The sequence below is a fragment of the Burkholderia sp. MSMB1072 genome, from assembly GCF_001524725.1.
Classification (GTDB): Bacteria; Pseudomonadota; Gammaproteobacteria; order Burkholderiales; family Burkholderiaceae; genus Burkholderia.
The window spans coordinates 17,974-35,721 of sequence record NZ_LOYC01000037.1 but is presented as its reverse complement, the minus strand read 5'-3'; the positions used below and the strand labels follow the sequence as shown (position 1 = coordinate 35,721).

Here is a 17,748-nt window from a genome sequence, read left to right as displayed (position 1 = left end):
CGAACTCGTCGACCGCGCGCTGCGCGGCCGTCTCCAGCATCTCGACGCGCGATGCGCGTTCGCGGCCGGCGTCGTCGTACCATCCGGTCACACTCACCCGACGGCGCCTTGCAATTTCGGCCAATCGGTCATGCAGCGTCGCGATCAGGGACCGGCGACGCCTTCGGTTATCAAGCAGGTCGTCCTGCAGGTACGGGTTGCGGCGCACGATCCAGATGTCGCCGAGCACTTCGCAGAGCATCCGTGCCGAACGGCCCGTGCGCCGCTCGGCGCGCAGTCCGTCGAGCACCGACCACGCCTCCTCGCCGAGCAGGCGGATCACGATCTCGCGATCGGAAAACGACGTGTAGTTATACGGAATATTGCGCGACGGCTCATGTAATCCTGCTATTGCCCGAACACACTCTAACAATTGGACGGTTGGCAGTCGGGCATTCATTGGCGTCTATGAAATGAATGATGAAGCGATCGAGAACCACGCTTGGGAAAGCGGAATCGTATTCGGCAATCGGGAGAAAAACTAAACGGAAATTACTGTCCGGATCAAATCGAATGCACCTTTCAGGATCATCGCCGTGGCGATACCGACCAACGGAGGCGCAAGCACACCGGTAATGCACAGCAAGACACGACCCGGGACCGGCAAGCCCGGTCTCTTCCATGCGATATAAAGCGCTGCCGGCGGCAGAAAGAGAATCGACAAAATATAGGCTTTGTACGTAAACCCATGACGCGCGACAAATGCCTTGACCTTTTCCTTGAAAGACATTCCCGAACTCTCCTAGATCAATCCCAGACGGCTAACCTTCGCCACCGCTTGCGCTCGATTCGACACACGCAGCTTTTCATAGACGTTCGTCAGATGAAACTTGACCGTTCTTTCCGACATCGAAAGTATCCGGCCGATTTCCCACGCAGTCTTGCCTTCGACTACCCATTTGATGACATCGGATTCCTTTCTCGTGAACTGAATCCTGTTCGAGCTTTCGCAAGCATCCGGCTCGAGAGCGGCTGCGCACGGTTCCGCGCCTTCCTGGTTCTGCCTCGCAATCTTCTGGGTCAAGGCTGCATGCAAATGCATGGCGATGAGGCTGACGAGCAACGCCGAATGCAACGTCGTGTCTTCGCACTTCAGCTGCAAAACGGTCCGAATGGCCGTCGAATCACCGGGTGGAGCGCCGATGCAAGCGACCACACCCTGCCCCCGCATGTATGACGCGACATCGTTGACCTGCGCGTCGCGTTGTGGCGCCTCCCCGTCGAGATCGCGCCAGCGAAACGTATGATCCTGACGATCGGACAACGCGAAGCAACCCAGATATCGATCGATATCGATCCCGGGACCGAACAAAGTCATGCCTCGCCGGGTTCCGGCGTCGGTCGCAGCCCCATAGCGATATATCAGCCCGTGCGAAGCTGTATCGCCGCTTCCGCCGTGCAGAATCAAACACTTGTCGAACGGAATCACGCGTCCGATTTTTTCCGCGAGTTGATCGATCCCCTCGGTCAGACCGTTGGGACGAAGAATCCCGCCAATGATGCGAGAAAAGGTCTCCAATTTTCTGGGCCCTTATTGAAAAGACAAGATTCGTATTTGTTGACGTGCTCTGGCAGCCGAATAACTGCCAAAGCTTCAAGCCTTACCGGACTGGCAATCCAACGCCACCTCCTTTCCATACGCCAGCGCTACGACAGTATCCAATGGCAACATCTCGACGGCCATCGCTCGCGAACCATGTTTTGAGGATCGGATCTAGTGAGGAATACAAACGAATTACACAAAACCATTAAGATCTGAATTATTTACTTGCCAATGGCTGAAACAGCTCACCACATGGGTTACCTATCTAGACTTCGCACTCTAAACTTGAAGTTGCGCAAGTATATCGGAGGACAGAAGACAGAAACATTACTTGCCCGAAAAAATATGTAATGAACCTTTCTTTGCTATTACAGCACAAACACGCAATTTAGTTGCACTCAAATTTCCACGAAACGAATAATGTTTCAATAACCACGAGAAGTGCGGCATCCTGTCACAATTCAGATCGACCAACGCCAGAAAACTTTACAAATCGCCCGGCATCAATTTCATCTCCGCGCACAATGCGATGCATTATTTACATAGCCCACATCCATGCCACTCAATTACCGCTGCGATAGTTCAATAAATGCGGTCGCTCAAATCATGCTTTCCAGATGTGGTTATATCCGTCGCACTCTTGGGACCATCGATCGGCCGAATTAGAAAGATTTACTGACTACGCAAACTCACCGACGCATCTCGTCGGCATACGATTAGCGCAATCACGAGTGGTGACCGTCACGGCTTGTGCATCGCCAAAGCGGAATACGCCGTATGAGGCGAGTCGCGACAACCATGCCACGCACGGGTACGGTCGCGGACAAAAGTACGTCGCCGTCTACAAACGGCAACGCGTGCGGGCAGTCGGGAATTCAGCCGGCATCCCACCGCTGGCGAGACGAGTGGACGTGCCGCGTTCGATGCAATGCCGGCTGATATTTCGGGAATTCTGGTGTCCGGCGTGCACCGGTGTGCTCGTTGGAGACTTCGTCGCGTTCACGAATGTCCGTCTTGCGTCCGTTTCGTCATCGCGCGAAGGCGGCCCTCGAACTTGTGCAGCAACATCGATGCCGTGGCCGCAAGGCCGATGGCCAGTCCGCTCCAGATGCCGTAGATGCCGTATCCCAGCAACACCCCGGCCGCCCAGGCGACCGGCAGACCGATTAACCAGTATCCGACGATCGATATCCGAAACGAACTGGTTACGTCACCGAGGCCCCGCAAAATGCCGACACCGATGTTCTGGCTGCAATCGAAGATCTGCAGCAGTGCCGCGATCGTCAGCAGGCCGCCGGCGAGTCGCAGAACCTCGGCACTCGCGGCCACGCCGTTATCGAGAAATGGGGCGAGCACGCGGGTGGGCGCGATGAGATATGGAAGCGCAACGACCAGCATCGTCACGACGCCCAGCGCAAGGCCCGTATAGCCGAGTCGACGCGCACCGCGATAGTCGTGCTGCGCACACGCATGGCTGATGCTGATCGACGATGCGTGAGACAACCCGACCGAAATCATGAACACGATGTAGATCACCTGATTCACGATTGTCTGGGCGGCCAGCGCATCGGCGCCGAGCGTTCCGATCACGAGCGTGAGGACGGTAAAGAACGCAGCCTCCGATCCATAGGTTGCCGCAATCGGCAAACCCATCCGCCACGTCCGCGCCAACGTATCGGCATCGGCGCGCCAGACGGCAAGCGACAAGTGTTCGGACAGTTCCGGCCGGCGCCTCGCGATCGTCAGAAACGCGATGAATGAAAGCAGGTACACGCTACTGGTTGCGCACGCAATACCGATCAGGCCGAGTTTCGGAAATCCGAACCGGCCGAACATCAACGCGTAGTCGAGCGCCGCATTGACGACGATCGATACGATCGTGATCGCCAACAGCGGCCCGGGCTTGCGCAGTCCGACGGTATATTGCCGAAGCACCTGAAACCACAGACACGGCAACATGCCGGGCGCCGCCGCCGCAAGATAGAACGACGCTTGTCGCGCAACATCGGGATCCTGCCCGAGCCAGACAAGCGGCATTTCGATACACAGCATCATCAATGCAAACGCCAGTGCCGCGAGCGTCGACAGCGCAAAGCCGGCGCGCACCAGCCGCATGATTTCCGCATGCGCGTGTTGACCGTTCGCGAACGCGACGAGGTTGCCGGTTCCCGTCACCAGCCCGGTTCCCATCGTCCGGAACTGGTTGAAGATCGTCAGCGCGAGGCCCCCGGCGGCGATCTCGCGCGGGCCAAGCATCCCCATCATGACGATGTCGGTGGTCGTCAGCGCCACCTGGGCGAGCTGCGTAAGGATGAGGGGAGCGGCAAGCACGCCGATTTGCGTGGCATCGAGCCAGACTTGTCGATGAAACTTCATGCGGCGCGGGAAAATATCGATTCAAGTTCTTGAGCAATCGACTCGTCGAGCAGATTTCGCTCTCGCATCCAGTCGTCGTCGAACACCGTGTCGAGATATTTTTCCCCGCCGTCGCAGACGAGGACCACGAGCGTCGCATCCGCGGGCAGCGAATCGAACATCTTCAACGCGTGCCAGACGACGCTGCCCGCAGAGCCGCCGACGAGCAGCGACTTCTTGCGTGCGATATAGCGTGCCGTATTGAAGGCGGCCGCATCCGTCACTTTGTAACCCTCGTCGAGCAGCGCATAGTCGACCAACGCGCCAATCTCGGCGCCAGGCGGCGTCCCGGTGCCGGACTGATAATACGGTCCGCCTTCGCCGCCGAAAACGATCGAGCCGACGGGCTCGACACCAATGACTCGCGGCGCCGGGCCTGTCGCGAGCAGTTCTCGTGCGGTACCGAAGAGCGAGCCTCCGGTGCCGACCGAACCGACCAGAAAGTCGATTCGGTCGCCGAGGATGTCGCGCAGTTCATGTGCCAGCCCGCGATAGCCGTTACCGTTGGCGGGATTGTTGTGCTGCTCCGTCCAGATGCTGTCCGGATCGTCGGCCGCCATGCGCTTGGCAAGCGCGTCGCGGTCCGCCGTCGCGATCGCGTCGCCGTCGCTCACGCAAACGAGCTTTGCGCCGAAGGCCTGCATCGCGCGCAGCTTGTCTTTCGACGCGTGACTGTCCACGACCGCGGTAAACCGATAGCCGCGCTCGGCCGACAACAGCGCCAGCCCCATGCCCGTATTGCCGGACGTCGATTCGATCACGTGTCCGGCCGGCCGCAGACTTCCGTCCTGTTCGGCTTCATCGAGCATCTGCCTTGCCATCCGGATCTTGGCGCTGCCGGTCGGATTCGTCGATTCGAGTTTAAGCAGGATGCGCGCGCCGTTGGCGCCGCGAATCAATTCGAACAACGGCGTGCGGCCGACAAGATCCGATACCTTCGACACGATCGCAGGTACGGTGATCGTGGCTTGCTCACCCATAAAACGCACATTCATGGTCAGGCTCCCGAAAGCTGGAAGAGGCGATCGACGCGCCAGCGTGGCCGCGCGCCGTCAAGTGTCAAGACAAGCTTGGGGGGAAGCGGCAGCTCGTGAAATGAAGATTCGTTCGAATCCATCTGATAGCCGGCCGTGTTCGGGTAGATCAGCAGATCGCCGGGTTCCGGGCGCTGCCCGAATGCGATCTTGCGCCAGGTCAGCATGTCCGAATCGAGGCAGCTCGCCCCGCCGACACAGGCCCGATAAGGCGTGCCCGTGCGCGGTGACCGCGAAGGCTCGCGCACGACGCTCTGCAATTCCGGATCGGGCAGGAATTCGCTGGCAAACCATTGCTCCGACACGCTGAAGCTCGTGCCATTGACGGTCACGATGCCATAGTCGCCGCAGTCCTTCATGCCTTGCACGGCAAACACCGTGAAACCCGCCTGGTCCAGCAGTGCACGCCCCGGTTCCAGCATGAGTTTCAGGCCGTACTCGCGGAGCAGTTCGGCGAGCGATACGGATTCCGCGTCCGGAGTGCCGGCCAGGATTGCATCGAGCATCTGCACGCCGCTGCAGGCCGAGTGATACGGATAGAATCCGTCGAATACCTTGTTTGCGTGGTAATCGTCTGCACGGTGTATGCGCTGGAATGCGCGCCAGTCGCTCTCGCTCGCGTACGACATCGCGAAGCCGCCACCGATATTGATCGTGGTCGGCGCAAGACCGAGTTCACGAGCAGCCATGCACGCACGCATCGCCATCGCGGCCTGATTGCAGCGCTCCGTGGCGCTGTAACCGGACAAATGGAACGAGAATCCTTCAAGAACGAGCGACGCCTGCATCGCGGCACAGGTCGACAGCGCAGCGCGGAGTGCGTCGGCACTCAAACCGAATCGGCTATCGTTGCGTGCCGCCGGTGCCATCCGCAACAGAATGCGTGCGACCCGCTTCGCCTGTCCCGAAATCGCGATCAGCCGATCGAGTTCTTCCTCGCTGTCGATGGCGATCAACGCATCGTGCAAAACCGCGAGCCGCAGCAGCGCACGCGATTTCGACGGGCCGGATACACCGATATCGATTCCGCACACCCCCGCGGCCAACGCTTCCGAAAACTCGCCCGTGCTTGCGACGTCGACGCCGATCCCGGTTGCCGCCGCCGCATGCGCGAAGCATCGCGCCTTGTTCGCCTTCTTCGCGTAGTAAATGCGCCCGGACACCTGGCGATCGTCCAGTACGCGCTGAAAATCGGCGACGTTGCGCGCGAAGCGCTCAGGAAACAGGAAATGAACGGGCGCGTCGAAACCATGGACAAGATCGCGGATCATCGCCTGATGGTCGTCAACGAAATCCCGCAGCAGCGGGTCCCACAACGCCGGCAGTCGCGGAATATCCGTCACCATAGTTCGACTTCCCGACCGAGCCCTTTCGTCAGCGCGGCATCGGCCAGCACACGTCCCAGCGCGATGTCGGTCACGATCATTCCGCTGTTGAACGCGTAAACGATATCGGCTTCGTTGCGCCGCGCAGGCTTGCGGCCAAGCAGTATGTCCGGCAACTCGGCATCGACGGCAGGCAGTTTTCCGGCTTCGTCCACGAGATCGGCACCGGTCACTTGCATTTGGGCCTCGCTCGTCGCGATGCGGTAATCGGCGCAATGCAGCGCGTCAGCGTGAATGCCGTATCCGACCAACAGCGCGAGCGCGCCCGGCTTCAGCGCCGCATGCCGCACGGTCTCCGATACGCCGGCGCCGGCCACCCCGAGCACGATGTCTGCTTCATTCGCGGAGGCGACGAGGTCCTTCGACACTTCGATGTCACGGCCCGGATGAAAGCGCTTCAACGTATTGCGGACGGCGTCGATTCCCGACTCATAGTGGCCGTGTACGATCACGCGTTCGATGTCCGGCAATGCAGTCAGCAGGAACGGCGCCGCCATCCGCCCCTGCGTCCCCGTGCCGACGACGAGCGCCGTTCGAGCCCGCGGCGCAGCCGCACGCGCGATCAGGGCAGATACCGCCGGCGTGCGCAGCGACCCGACAAGGCTGCCGTCCATCAGGGCGACAGGCATGCCGGTTTCGTCGTCGAACAGCAACAACGTCGTGTAGTACTTCTGCAGTTCGCGGTTATGTTCCGGATCGAACTTATATGACGTCTTGAAACCGACCGTTCTGCGTCCACCGTCTCGACCCAGCATCGCGTACGCGACGGAATGCTTGTCCGCCGGCTGGCTCATCAGCTTGCGCGGATTGTCGGATTCGCCGGTACCGAGGCCAAGGTATGCCCGTTCGACAGCATCGAGCACCATCGACGGGTCGTAGTCGAGTTCGTCGATCGTGCGCTTGCCAAGCACGAGGAGTCTCGAGGGTTGCGTTGCGAGCCGCGGTCGAACGTCCGCGTCGAGTTCGGCGCCATTTGCCATCGTGGATATCATCGTATTCATTTGTGTCTCACCGGATTTCACGTATCGAACGGGCCTGCCACACACGTCGTGCAGGTTGACTTGAACACTGACATGCCGCGACCGGCAACGATGCGCCAGATCGCACATTCTTGTTCGGTGGAGTTGCCATTGCGAATCGCGCGTTCGCCATGAAGGCGGATACGCCGGGAGGCTGGCGACACGTTCAATCGCTTCGGGTGCTTCATGCCATTCAGCGTATTGCCCATCGAATCTCCCGCCGAAATGCGGATCGAGCAGAAAAAATTGGATCGGCGATCATTTCTTTTTCCACTACATACAATCCATTCATTTCGCAATCCGAATCAAATCGACTAACAAAAGCCACATTAATACCATCGATAGCCACAAGATGGCTCGCGATCGATGCCGATCAATTAATCAGCATTTCGATAACGAAAATACCGTGTTCCACCTGGGATCCACCAGGCGCGGTGCTGTCGAATTCAGCAATTTCGACGGGACTCCCTGCCGTCGGCATAGCTGCCTGGCAGGCGGCATTCATGTCGCGACAACGCGCTGTGCACATGATGGAGCGCAGCGAACCGTGCACGACCATCTGGACACTCCGTCAACGTCGATGGTTGCGAGCAGTAGAGAAAATACAAATCGCTCGTATTTATAAACTAGCTTCCACTTATCTTGCAAATACTTTATTTCATCTTTGCAAATGTATTTACGGCGGCCGCCATTGACTCATGAAAGTGAAATTTTCGGCCGCTAGGGCCTGTTCACGCAAATAACGGGCTTGCGCTGGCCCCTCGAATGAATTTTTCCAAACAGGGGAACGTGCTTTTGCGCCCGAATGGCGGCGTCGAAAATCATGCTCGGCGCGATGCTCGAAAATGCCACCTGAGCGATACGCCCGTTGAGGGAGAAAAAATGCCCCGCATCGGGGCCGGCGAAATGTTCGTCTGGGATATGTCGTGATGGTACCGGGCTCTATGCAGCCGGCGGTTTGGGGAACCGCCTGCGGGCCGCATTGCGCTCCATCCGTGCGGCCTTCGAGTCGTCAGCTTGCCCCTGCGGCCCGACAGTCGTCTCTTTTTGTCGTCAAGTTCAGTCGACCAGTCGCTTATTATTCTCTGCAATCCCAATCAATATCGATACATCCATTTTCCCGTGTTTCGACATGAGGCTCCATGCGCGACGTATCGCCTCCTCAATAGAAAAAGCCCGGCCCGCATCGAAGCGGGCCGGGCCGTGACGGGATCCGTGCTGCTCGTTACAGCGCGCCGCCTTGCGCCGACGCCGAACCCTTCACGCCGACCGATGCGCCACCCTGCACCGAGTTCGTCGCGCCTTCGAGCGCCTCGCCGGCCTTCGCCTTCGCGCCACCCGCGACATCGCCCGCGGTCGACATCGCGCCTTGTGCATGGCTCTTCGCCGAGCCCGCGACGTGCTTCACGTGCGACTTCGTCGCGTGCACGGCCGATGCCGCCGCATCCTTCGTCGCACCGGCCGCCGAACCGACCGCCTGCGTCGCGCCGCCCACTGCCGTGCCGGCTGCCGAGCCCACGCCGCCGACCGTCTTGCCGACGCCGTTCAGCGCGCCGCCGACGACATTGCCCGCGCCCGAACCCGAACCCGCCGCATTCGCGCCGGCGCCAGCCTGCACGCCCACGCCGCCGCCGAGCAGCGGCGTCTGGACCTGGGCGCCGATGCCTGCGGAACCCTGGGCACCGGTCTGAGCCGTCTGTGCAAATGCAGCCGACGTCGCCATCGCCGTCAGAGCGGCACCCAGCAGAATCGTACGAATCTTGTTCATGGTCATTCTCCCCAAAAGACGTTGTTGCTGCGGGCCGCTTTCGTGCGGCTTGTCGCATGCCTCGCCGCGACATGCGGCAGGTGGAGCTAATGTAGCGGCGTCGGCGCGCAAAACGACTGAATTGCGGGGACTGTTACTTCCGTTGCAAATGCTGACGATTGACTCACACTGTTTGACAATCGGGGGCTTGCGGCGAGGCGAACGCCGTATTTGACGACGGACGGGCTTGAATCGTGAACCGCGGCGACCGGCTGCTTCACGCCGGCGATTCGCCCGATCGACAGGTATCCGGGAGGCGATCGACGCAACGGCCGGCCGACGAGCCGGCCGCTTTTATCTGCATTCCAAAGGATGCGCGTTGCCCGGCCGTCAATGCAGCCTGATCATGACGCACGGCCCCGGCCGCCGGCAAGCGGACCGAGGCCGCACGCACGCCACCCGATTACGGCCGGAACGTATCGCCGAGCACGACGCCTTCGCGACGCGGATCGGTACCGCCCTGCAACGCCGGCGACTGGCCGACCGTTACGCGCATCACCGTGTTGACGCCACTCGCCTGAGCGGACGTCGACACCTTGTGCCCGAGCGCGAGCAGCCCCGCGATCAGCGGATCGTTCGCGCCGTTGTTCGCCGTGTTGACGTTCGGGTGCTCGCCGCCGATCGTGGTCGTCGGGCTGTTGCTCGCGCCGAAATCGACGAGCCCTGCCGACTGCTGCGCGTCGAGCCCCCAGTCGAGCGCGCCGACCAGCGTCTTGACCACGTATTGCGGAATCGTGCCGCCGCCCGGGGAACCCGTCGCCATCACGAAGTCGCCGCGCGAGCCGTCGGCGGCCTGCCCGAACACGATCGTCGGCGCCATCGAGCTGCGCGGCCGCTTGCCCGGCTGCAGTCGGTTGGCCACCGGATTGCCGGACGTGTCGAGCGGGTTCGCGGAAAAGTCGGTCAACTGGTTGTTCAGCAGGAAGCCGTTGGTCATGTGGAACGAGCCCATGCTCGACTCGACCGTCGTCGTCGCGCTCAGCACGTTGCCGTCGCCGTCCACGATCGTGAACTGGTTCGTGCCGTGCTCGATCAGCGTCGTGTCGACGCCGAGCGGCACCGCACCGAGATTGCCGGGCTGCGCGGTGCCCATGCTTTTGGTCGGGTCGATCAGCGCCGCGCGCGATTTCAGGTACGGCTTGTTCAGCAGCGTGTCCCACGTGCCGCCCGGCAGCGGCACGAAGTCGGTATCGGCCACATACTTGTCGCGGTCGGCATAGGCGAGCCGTTCGGCCTCGGTGACGAGGTGGACGCCCGCGACCGTCGGCTTGCCGCCTTCGAGATCGATCGCCGTCGGCTTCAGCGACTTCAGGTCGTAATTCTCGAGAATGCCGAGCGCCGATGCGACCGCGATGCCGCCCGACGACGGCGGCGGCATCCCGCACACCCAGTAACTGCGATAAGTCGTGCACACCGGTTCGCGACGCTTCGCCTGATAGGCGGCGAGATCCGCGACGGTCGTCTTACCCGGCGTGAGCGTCGAGCCGTCCGCGCCCTTCGTCGCCGCGATCTTCGCGACGATGTCCTGCGCGATCTGCCCCGTGTACAGCGCGTTCGCGCCCGACTGCGCCATCAGCGACAGCGTGCGCGCGTAGGCGGGATTCTTCAGTACGGTGCCGAGCGTCTTCGGCGAACCGTCGGCGTTCAGGAAATACGCGGCGGCTTCGGGATCCCGCTTCAGGTTCGCGGCGTTCGCCGCGATCGCGTCGGCCAATCGGCCGCCGATCGGAAACCCGTTGGTCGCCAGCGTGATCGCGTCGCCGAACAGGCTCTGCCACGGCAAGCGGCCGTGATCCTGTTGCAGCGCCTCGATGAGCCGCGGCACGCCGATCGTGCCGATCGAACGGCCGCTCGCGCGCGCGTTCGGCAGCGGCGCCGAATGATCGGTGGCGTCATCGACATAGCGCAGATAGTTCTCCGTCGCGGCGGCCGGCGCGGTTTCGCGGCCGTCGTATGCCTGCAGCGTCTTGCCGCGCGCATCGTAGTAGAGCAGCACGCCGCCCGACCCGAGGCCCGTGGCCTCGGGGACAGTCAGACCGAGCACGGCCTGCACGGCGACCGCCGCGTCGGCGGCCGTGCCGCCCTTCTTCAGCACCGCGCAACCGGCCGCGCTCGCGTACGCGTTCGACGTGGCCACCAGGTAGGTTTTCGCATAGACGGGCTTCATTCCGGTGCGATAGCCCGACGATGCTTCCGGCAGCGACGGGTCGCCCGGTTGGTTCGAGCCCACCACGACGGTCGCGCCGTTATTGTCGACCGCGAGGCAGCTCGCATCGGTGGAAGGTGTCGTCGTGTGGGCCGCCTCGTTCTCGACGTCACCGCCGCAGGCGGTCAGCAGGGCAGCCGCGAGCAACGCGGACGCATACGGAAAAATCGCTGTTCTGTTCATGGTCTGCCGATGTTCTTGTCGGTCGTTGCGATGGACATCCTGCCGCCTGCCCCCTCGGTGCACGGGCGACGCGTTCGATAGTCCCATGAACAAAATTTTTTCCGCAATAAGGAAATCACGTCATGCAACCGGACGTCGTGTGCGCGACGTCACCGAACCGGCATGCGGGGTTGCTTGCTGCATTGCATCGCATTCCGATACGCCGATGCGGCTCGCATTGCGACCGTTACCTTGTCGCCCGACGACGCGTGGCGGCCGGTCGCCCGACACGTGCGAACCCGTGCTCCATCGCGCCGATCGCCTCGGAAAAGAACGCGAGAAACATCGTCATCGCGACCGTCGCGCTCGTGTCCGCCCGCTGGTAGATGCAACTGAACGAGCGCGCGCCTGCATCGGCCAGCGGCGTCCAGGCGAGCCGACCGGCGGCCACATCGTCCGCGACGTTTTCCGCGATCAGGAAACCGACGCCGGCTCCTGCGGCCACGAGGCGCCGCACCATCGACACCGAACCGGTTTCGACCAGCGGCCGCGGGCTGCGCGGCTGCCGCGCATCGATCTGGTCGAACATCGCGCGCAACTCCGTGTCGGGCGTCATCAGGATCAGCGGATGTGCGAAGCAGTCGCGCATCCGCACCTTGCCGCCCGTCGACGCCAGCGGATGACCGGGCGCCGTGACGACACCCAGCGGCTGCGCGAACGCGCGCACCTCGACGACGCCCGCCGCGCTGCGCCGGCGCAGCGCATAACCGATGTCGACCTCGCCCGTCTCGACCCAGCGCACGATGCTCTCGCCGTTTCCCGAGCGCACGCTGTACGTGACGCCCGGGTAACGCTGCATCGCGGCGAGAATCGCGTCGGGCACGAGCCTTTCCGCCGTCGAGGCAGGCACCGCGAGATTCACGTGCCCGCGCCGCAGCGCGCGCAGATCCTCGACCTGCGTCAGCGCGTTGTCGAAATCGCGCTGGCCGCGCCGCACGGCCGCGATCACGATCTCGCCGGCGAGCGTCAGCTGCATGCCGCGCGGCAGCCGGTCGAACAGCGGCACGCCGACCTGCGCTTCGAGATTGCGGATCTGCTGGTGAACCGCCGCGGCGGTCAGGTGCAGCGCATCGGCCGCCTTGCGAATCGAGCCGCGCCGCGCGACTTCGTCGAAACAACGGAATGTCTGCGATATCGAACGCATGAAGGCACCGTTAGATTTTTCCGAACAGGCCGTCAAGAATAATCCGATTTTACTGACTGGACGAATCGTCTAGATTCCGCTGCATTCCCGTAGCCGATTCGAATGGAGACCGCAGTGACGACCGTCGACCAGATTACCCAGCGCCGCCGCGGCGTCGGCCTCATCGCCCACGACCCCGCGCTGTCCGCAGGCGGCTATACGCTCATCGCGCCACAGACAGCCGACGGCAACGTCTATCTCGTCGGCATCGACGGCGAGGTCGTCCACCAGTGGAAGTTGCCCGTGCGTCCCGGCCGCCACGCGGTCATCCTCGCGAACGGCAATCTGGGCTACAACGGCAATCATCCGCACTCCGAATCGCGCTACGCACCGTGGTCGATGTGGCACGGCGGCGATTTCTACGAGGTCACGCCGCAAGGCGACATCGTGTGGCGCTACGAGGATCCCGCGCATCACCACGATGCGCAGTGGCTGCCGAACGGCAACCTGCTGTACGCCGCGTGCGAACCGGTCGACGCGGCATTCGCGCGGCGCGTGCCGGGCGGCACCGCGCACGGTGACGACGAGGTGATGTACGCGGACGTGATCCGCGAAGTGAACCGCGCCGGCCGGATCGTCTGGGAATGGCATGCACGCGACCATCTGCGGCCGGAGGATTTTCCGATCGCGGCAGGGTTCGGCCGCTACCACTGGCCGCTCGTCAACGGTCTCGCGGTCGATGCGAACGGCCGCGTGCTGATGAGCCTGCGCACGACGTCGGGGATCGTCGGCGTGAACCGCGCAACCGGCCGCATCGACCTGCGGATCGGGCCCGACGTCGTATCGCACCAGCATGCGCCGGTGCCACTGCCGAACGGCCATATCCTCGCATTCGACAACGGCAATTTCCGCCATGGTGCGCACGTCGCGTTCTCGCGCGTCGTGGAAATCGATCCGGCGACGCAGCGGGTCGTGTGGTCGTATGCGGACGACGTCGCGAACCTGTTCTACACGCCGTTCATGGGCAACGCGCAACGCTTGCCGAACGGCAACACGCACATCACCGAATCGTCGACGGGCCGGCTGTTCGAAGTGACGCCGGCCGGCGAGGTAGTCTGGGAATACGTGATCCCGTGGTTCGCCGAATACCCGGACGAAGCGGCGCGCAAAACCGGCCCCGGCCAGTTGAACAGCGTGTTCCAGACGTTCCGCTACAGCGCCGCGCAATTGCCCTGGCTACGGACCTGAGCTTCCGTTCACCGCCGGTTTCCGGCCATCGTCGCCGTTCGCTTCCGAGGGGCCTGCCGTGTCGCACGATTCGATCTCCCCGCCCGTCGATGCCCGGCTGCCCGCGTGGCAGCTCGCGCTGTTCGGGCTGCAGCACGTGCTGTCGATGGCCGCGTCGCCGATCACGGCCGTGTTCCTGATCGCGAAAACGCTCGCGCTGCCGGCCGACCTGACGGTTCAGCTGATCGGCGCGACGTTCTTCGCGTGCGGTATCGGCACGCTCGTGCAATCGCTCGGCGCCGGCCCGATCGGCGCACGCATGCCGTTCGTGATGGTGCCCGGCGGCGCACCGACGATGCTGTTCGCGGGCATCGCCGCGCAATCGGGCCTGCCGACCGCAGCCGGCGCGGCGCTGCTCGCCAGCGCGTTCTACTGGGTGCTGCTGCCCGTCTTCACGCGCTGCCTGCGGCTCTTTCCGCGCATCGTCGTCGGCGCGATGTTGTTGCTCGTATCGATCAACCTGATCCGGATCTACGCGGCGATCGTCGTCGGCCAGCCCGGTTCGGCCGACTTCGCGCAGCCGCGCTCACTCGGGCTCGCGCTGGCGACGATCGTCGCCACCGTCGTCGTCGCCGGCGCATTCCGCGGCACGGCCGGACGCCTCGCGGTGCTGATCGGGCTGATGGCCGGCGCGACGCTCGGCTGGGCGCTCGGTGCGATGCCGGCGCTCGGCGACGTCTGGCACGGCCCGCTGTTCACGCATCCGGCGTGGCTGCCGTTCGGGATGCCGCGTTTCGACGCGCTGGCTGCGCTACCGCTGCTGATTTTCACCGCGATCTCGATGGCCGAGGCCACCGCACAGACGGTCGCCGTCGGCGAAACGTGCGGCAAGGCGATCTCGCTCCAGCGCGACGTGCCGAAGACGATACGCGGCGACGCGCTCGCATCGCTGGCCGGCGCGCTGTTCGGCACGCCGCTGATCGTGACGAGCGCCGAGAACATCGGCGTCGTGCAGACGACCGGCGTACGCTCGCGCTACGTGACGGCGGCCGCCGGCGCGATCCTGATCGCCATCGCGCTGTTCGCACCGCTCGCGCGGCTCGCGTATGCGATTCCGGCCGCCGTGGTCGGCGGCACCGCGCTGGTCGTATTCGCGATGATCGGCGTGATGGGCATTCGGCTGCTCGCCAGCGTCGACCTGCACGCGCGCGCGAACCAGTACACGCTCGCGGCCGCCCTGGTGGTCGGCCTCGCGCCGATCCTGGTGCCGAACCTGTATCGCCATTTCGGCGCGCCTGTGCAGATCGTGCTCGGCAACGGCATGGCGGCCGGCACGCTCGCGGCCATCGCGACGCAACTGGCATTCGCCGCGCTCGCACGGCTGGGCGGCCAAGCGCACGCGGCGGCAGTTGCAGCGCCTTCGCGCGACGCATGAAGGCAGCGGCACGCTCACGCGGCGCGACGCTCGACGCTGCCGCTGCCTGCCGCCGCTCATGCTCGTCTGCCCGACGACGAACAACGACGGCGTCGACGACACGCCGGCTGGGTCGCGCCGGCCGAGCGGACATCGGGACGATTGCCGGCGTCACCGCGTCCGGCTATAAAGCGGGGATGGACACGGATCGCTGGATTCACGACCCCGTCGGCGCGTTTCGCGTCTGGCAGGAAACCGCCGCGACCGGCGCCGGCCGCCGGCCGTTCGCGCCGCGTTCGGTCGTGCAGCATGTCGCGATGTTCGAGCGATTCCTGCGCCACCTGAGCGCACAGCGCGTATCGCTCGCCACGTTCGGGCCCGACCACGTCGCGGCCTTCCTCGCGGAACTCGACCGTACCTGCACGCCCGGCACGTCGACACGCGTGCGTTATGCGAAGCTGATCGACCGACTGGGCCGGCATCTGGTCGACGCCGGTGTGCGGACGATCCATCCGGCCGGCCGATCGACACGCGATCTCGCATGGCCGGACGGCGAGCCCGAGCCGTGCTACCTGCCGCCCGATGCCGACGCGGCGCTGCAACGCCACGTGCAGCCTCGCGCGGACGACACGCCGGCCGACTGCCGGAATCGCGCGATCGTCGCGCTGCTGCTCGCGAGCGGCATCACGTCGGCCGAAATTCGCGCGATGACAAGCGACGCGCCCGATCTCGACGCGCGACCTGCGGTGTTGTCGGTGCCGCGCGATCGCGCGCGGCCGGCGCGCCGGATCGAGCTCGCCGCGTTCGGGGTGGCGCCGCTCGCCGCATGGCGGGCGCGCTCGGAGCCGCGGCCGTCGGCGCTGCTGTTTCCCGCGCCGCGCGGGGGCGCAATGAACGACATGTTCCTGCTGCTCGTCGTGCGCGAGGCGCTGAACGCGATCGGCTTTCACGCAGCGGACATGAGCCCGCGCGTGCTGCGCAATACGTATGCGCGCCGCCAGCTGCTCGCGGGCCACGCGCATGCCGACGTCACCGCGATGCTCGGTCTCGCCAGCATGCGAACGGTCACGCGCATTCGACAAACGCTGTCGCCCGATGCGGCCGCGGATCGCGCTGCCCACGAGCGCTGAGCGGGTACCGCCGGCGCGAACCGTACGCCTCCCGGTTCGCTACTCGCCAGGCTTCGACTGGACCAGCCGCAGAATTCGCGTGTCGTACGGCGCTTGCATCACTTCCGCGATACGGATGTCGGACGCGGCCGGATGCAGCGGATTCAACAGGAAGTTATGGGCATGCGGCACGACGACGCTTGGCACGCGCAGCAGCGCGCTCGGCTGCGTGTGCAGCCACTCGGTGCCGGCGCTGCGGGTCCAGTCGACGTTCGTTCGCCAGTCCTCCGGCGCATCGCCTTCGGCGATTTCGGCAACGTCCACCGAATCGGGCACTTCGATACGCAGCAACTGGTATCCGCTCGGCAATTGCGCGACGGTGGCGATTTCGAAATGAACCAGCGTCTCGAGCAACGCGAGCGCCGGATGCTCGGCGAGATACACGACGGGCTGCCCGGCGAAATGCCAACGCCCGCCGGCCCGCAATCCGCCGATGCCTTTCAGATCGGCGTAATTGCTGATCCGCCACAGCGTCGTCAAGCGAAGTACCCCTCGTCGATCTGTGTGAGGGCCTCTTCGACGAGCCGCGCACCATGCTCGGTGCTCGCCATGTCGAGCGACGTGCGGCCGCCGAAGCGCTGGAGCCCGTTGCGCAGCCACGCCATCGCCTTGTCCTGGTCGCCGAACGTGGCCGACGCCTGCGCGACGATGCGCGCGAGGCGGATCGCCTTGTCCGACTCTTCCGGCGACAGGCGTTCGTGCGCCTGGCGACGATGGCTCAGCGTGCGGCGCGGAATGATGAACGCCAGTTCGTCCGATTTCAGCCCGCGCTCGGACAGGCGGTCGATCACCGATACGTCGACGCGCGCGCTCGCCAGCTCGGCCAGATCGGCGCCCGACCGGACGCGGATCGCCAGCAGCTGCTCGAGAATCGTGAATTCGGCCTGACGCGGATGAGCGACGCCCGAAGGATGAAAAGCGATGGTGCTCATGACCCGACCTCTCTTTGGCAATTTGCCCAATCATTATAGGCGTTTTGCCGGATGCTTGCGGGCGGTTGAGCGAGGGTCTTGCCAGGCTGGTGGACCCGTATTGGGGGATACGCGAATCGGAGATTCGCCCTGATGATGGGGCCCAGAAATTCAGTATATAAAATCATTGAGCGTGATGACGCGAAGTTGTCACGTAACAATTTTCCAATGGTG

Annotated in this window: 16 protein-coding genes and 1 pseudogene; 5 read left to right on the top strand and 12 right to left on the bottom strand. The window is 63.7% G+C overall.

Annotation, left to right across the window (positions count from 1 at the left end):
* The 7 genes and pseudogenes from WS89_RS20830 to WS89_RS20800 all read right to left on the bottom strand — a co-directional run.
* Positions 1–367: pseudogene (locus tag WS89_RS20830) on the bottom strand (DUF3683 domain-containing protein); the annotation flags it as partial.
* A 153-nt stretch (positions 368–520) separates the two neighbouring features.
* A complete protein-coding gene (locus tag WS89_RS20825) occupies positions 521–769 on the bottom strand; it encodes a hypothetical protein (RefSeq protein ID WP_034208810.1) in 249 nt (82 codons plus the stop codon).
* A 12-nt stretch (positions 770–781) separates the two neighbouring features.
* Positions 782–1,558: a helix-turn-helix transcriptional regulator gene (locus WS89_RS20820; RefSeq protein ID WP_257127511.1), complete on the bottom strand. Its 777-nt coding sequence runs from the start codon at positions 1,556–1,558 to the stop codon at positions 782–784.
* A gap of 1,023 nt (positions 1,559–2,581) precedes the next feature.
* The gene (locus WS89_RS20815; protein ID WP_059793141.1) at positions 2,582–3,958 is read right to left on the bottom strand and encodes an MATE family efflux transporter; all 1,377 of its coding nucleotides are present in this window, start codon (positions 3,956–3,958) and stop codon (positions 2,582–2,584) included.
* A complete protein-coding gene (locus tag WS89_RS20810) occupies positions 3,955–4,992 on the bottom strand; it encodes a cysteine synthase family protein (RefSeq protein WP_179949877.1) in 1,038 nt (345 codons plus the stop codon). Before WS89_RS20810 ends, WS89_RS20815 begins: the two co-directional genes overlap by 4 nt.
* Positions 4,993–4,994: 2 nt before the next feature.
* Positions 4,995–6,377, bottom strand: a complete 1,383-nt coding sequence (locus tag WS89_RS20805) for an alanine racemase (protein ID WP_059793137.1) — start codon at positions 6,375–6,377, stop codon at positions 4,995–4,997.
* Entirely contained in the window at positions 6,371–7,525 is a 1,155-nt protein-coding gene (locus WS89_RS20800) for an ornithine cyclodeaminase family protein (RefSeq protein WP_257128192.1), read from the bottom strand. The genes WS89_RS20805 and WS89_RS20800 overlap by 7 nt, the downstream gene beginning before the upstream one ends.
* A 41-nt stretch (positions 7,526–7,566) precedes the next feature.
* Here WS89_RS20800 and WS89_RS33900 point away from each other — a divergent pair, with 41 nt between their 5' ends.
* Entirely contained in the window at positions 7,567–8,130 is a 564-nt protein-coding gene (locus WS89_RS33900) for a hypothetical protein (protein WP_156440583.1), read from the top strand.
* A gap of 70 nt (positions 8,131–8,200) precedes the next feature.
* Positions 8,201–8,365, top strand: coding sequence for a hypothetical protein (locus WS89_RS33895; RefSeq protein WP_156440582.1), 165 nt, complete (start codon positions 8,201–8,203; stop codon positions 8,363–8,365).
* Between the two features lie 295 nt (positions 8,366–8,660).
* Here the strand turns inward: WS89_RS33895 and WS89_RS20795 are convergent, their stop codons facing one another.
* From WS89_RS20795 to WS89_RS20785, 3 genes are all read right to left on the bottom strand, one after another.
* Positions 8,661–9,203, bottom strand: coding sequence for a hypothetical protein (locus tag WS89_RS20795; RefSeq protein ID WP_059793135.1), 543 nt, complete (start codon positions 9,201–9,203; stop codon positions 8,661–8,663).
* A gap of 442 nt (positions 9,204–9,645) precedes the next feature.
* A complete protein-coding gene (locus WS89_RS20790; protein ID WP_059793134.1) occupies positions 9,646–11,631 on the bottom strand; it encodes a gamma-glutamyltransferase family protein in 1,986 nt (661 codons plus the stop codon).
* Positions 11,632–11,857: 226 nt separating this feature from the next.
* Positions 11,858–12,814: a LysR family transcriptional regulator gene (locus WS89_RS20785; RefSeq protein WP_059793131.1), complete on the bottom strand. Its 957-nt coding sequence runs from the start codon at positions 12,812–12,814 to the stop codon at positions 11,858–11,860.
* Positions 12,815–12,916: 102 nt separating this feature from the next.
* On the opposite strand from WS89_RS20785, the gene WS89_RS20780 reads away from it, so the two are divergent.
* The 3 genes from WS89_RS20780 (at position 12,917) to WS89_RS20770 (ending at position 16,564) form a co-directional block, all read left to right on the top strand.
* Complete coding sequence (locus tag WS89_RS20780; RefSeq protein WP_059793129.1) at positions 12,917–14,041, top strand: aryl-sulfate sulfotransferase; 1,125 nt, start codon at positions 12,917–12,919, stop codon at positions 14,039–14,041.
* Between the two features lie 58 nt (positions 14,042–14,099).
* Positions 14,100–15,455, top strand: coding sequence for a uracil-xanthine permease family protein (locus WS89_RS20775; RefSeq protein ID WP_059793127.1), 1,356 nt, complete (start codon positions 14,100–14,102; stop codon positions 15,453–15,455).
* A gap of 176 nt (positions 15,456–15,631) precedes the next feature.
* Entirely contained in the window at positions 15,632–16,564 is a 933-nt protein-coding gene (locus tag WS89_RS20770) for a tyrosine-type recombinase/integrase (RefSeq protein ID WP_059793125.1), read from the top strand.
* A 39-nt stretch (positions 16,565–16,603) separates the two neighbouring features.
* Here the strand turns inward: WS89_RS20770 and WS89_RS20765 are convergent, their stop codons facing one another.
* Both WS89_RS20765 and parS read right to left on the bottom strand, forming a co-directional pair.
* On the bottom strand, positions 16,604–17,083 hold the full coding sequence (locus WS89_RS20765; RefSeq protein WP_027786259.1) for an RES family NAD+ phosphorylase: 480 nt from the start codon (positions 17,081–17,083) through the stop codon (positions 16,604–16,606).
* Entirely contained in the window at positions 17,080–17,535 is a 456-nt protein-coding gene (parS, locus tag WS89_RS20760; RefSeq protein ID WP_059503447.1) for a type II RES/Xre toxin-antitoxin system antitoxin, read from the bottom strand. Before parS ends, WS89_RS20765 begins: the two co-directional genes overlap by 4 nt.
* Between the last annotated feature and the right edge of the window lie 213 nt (positions 17,536–17,748).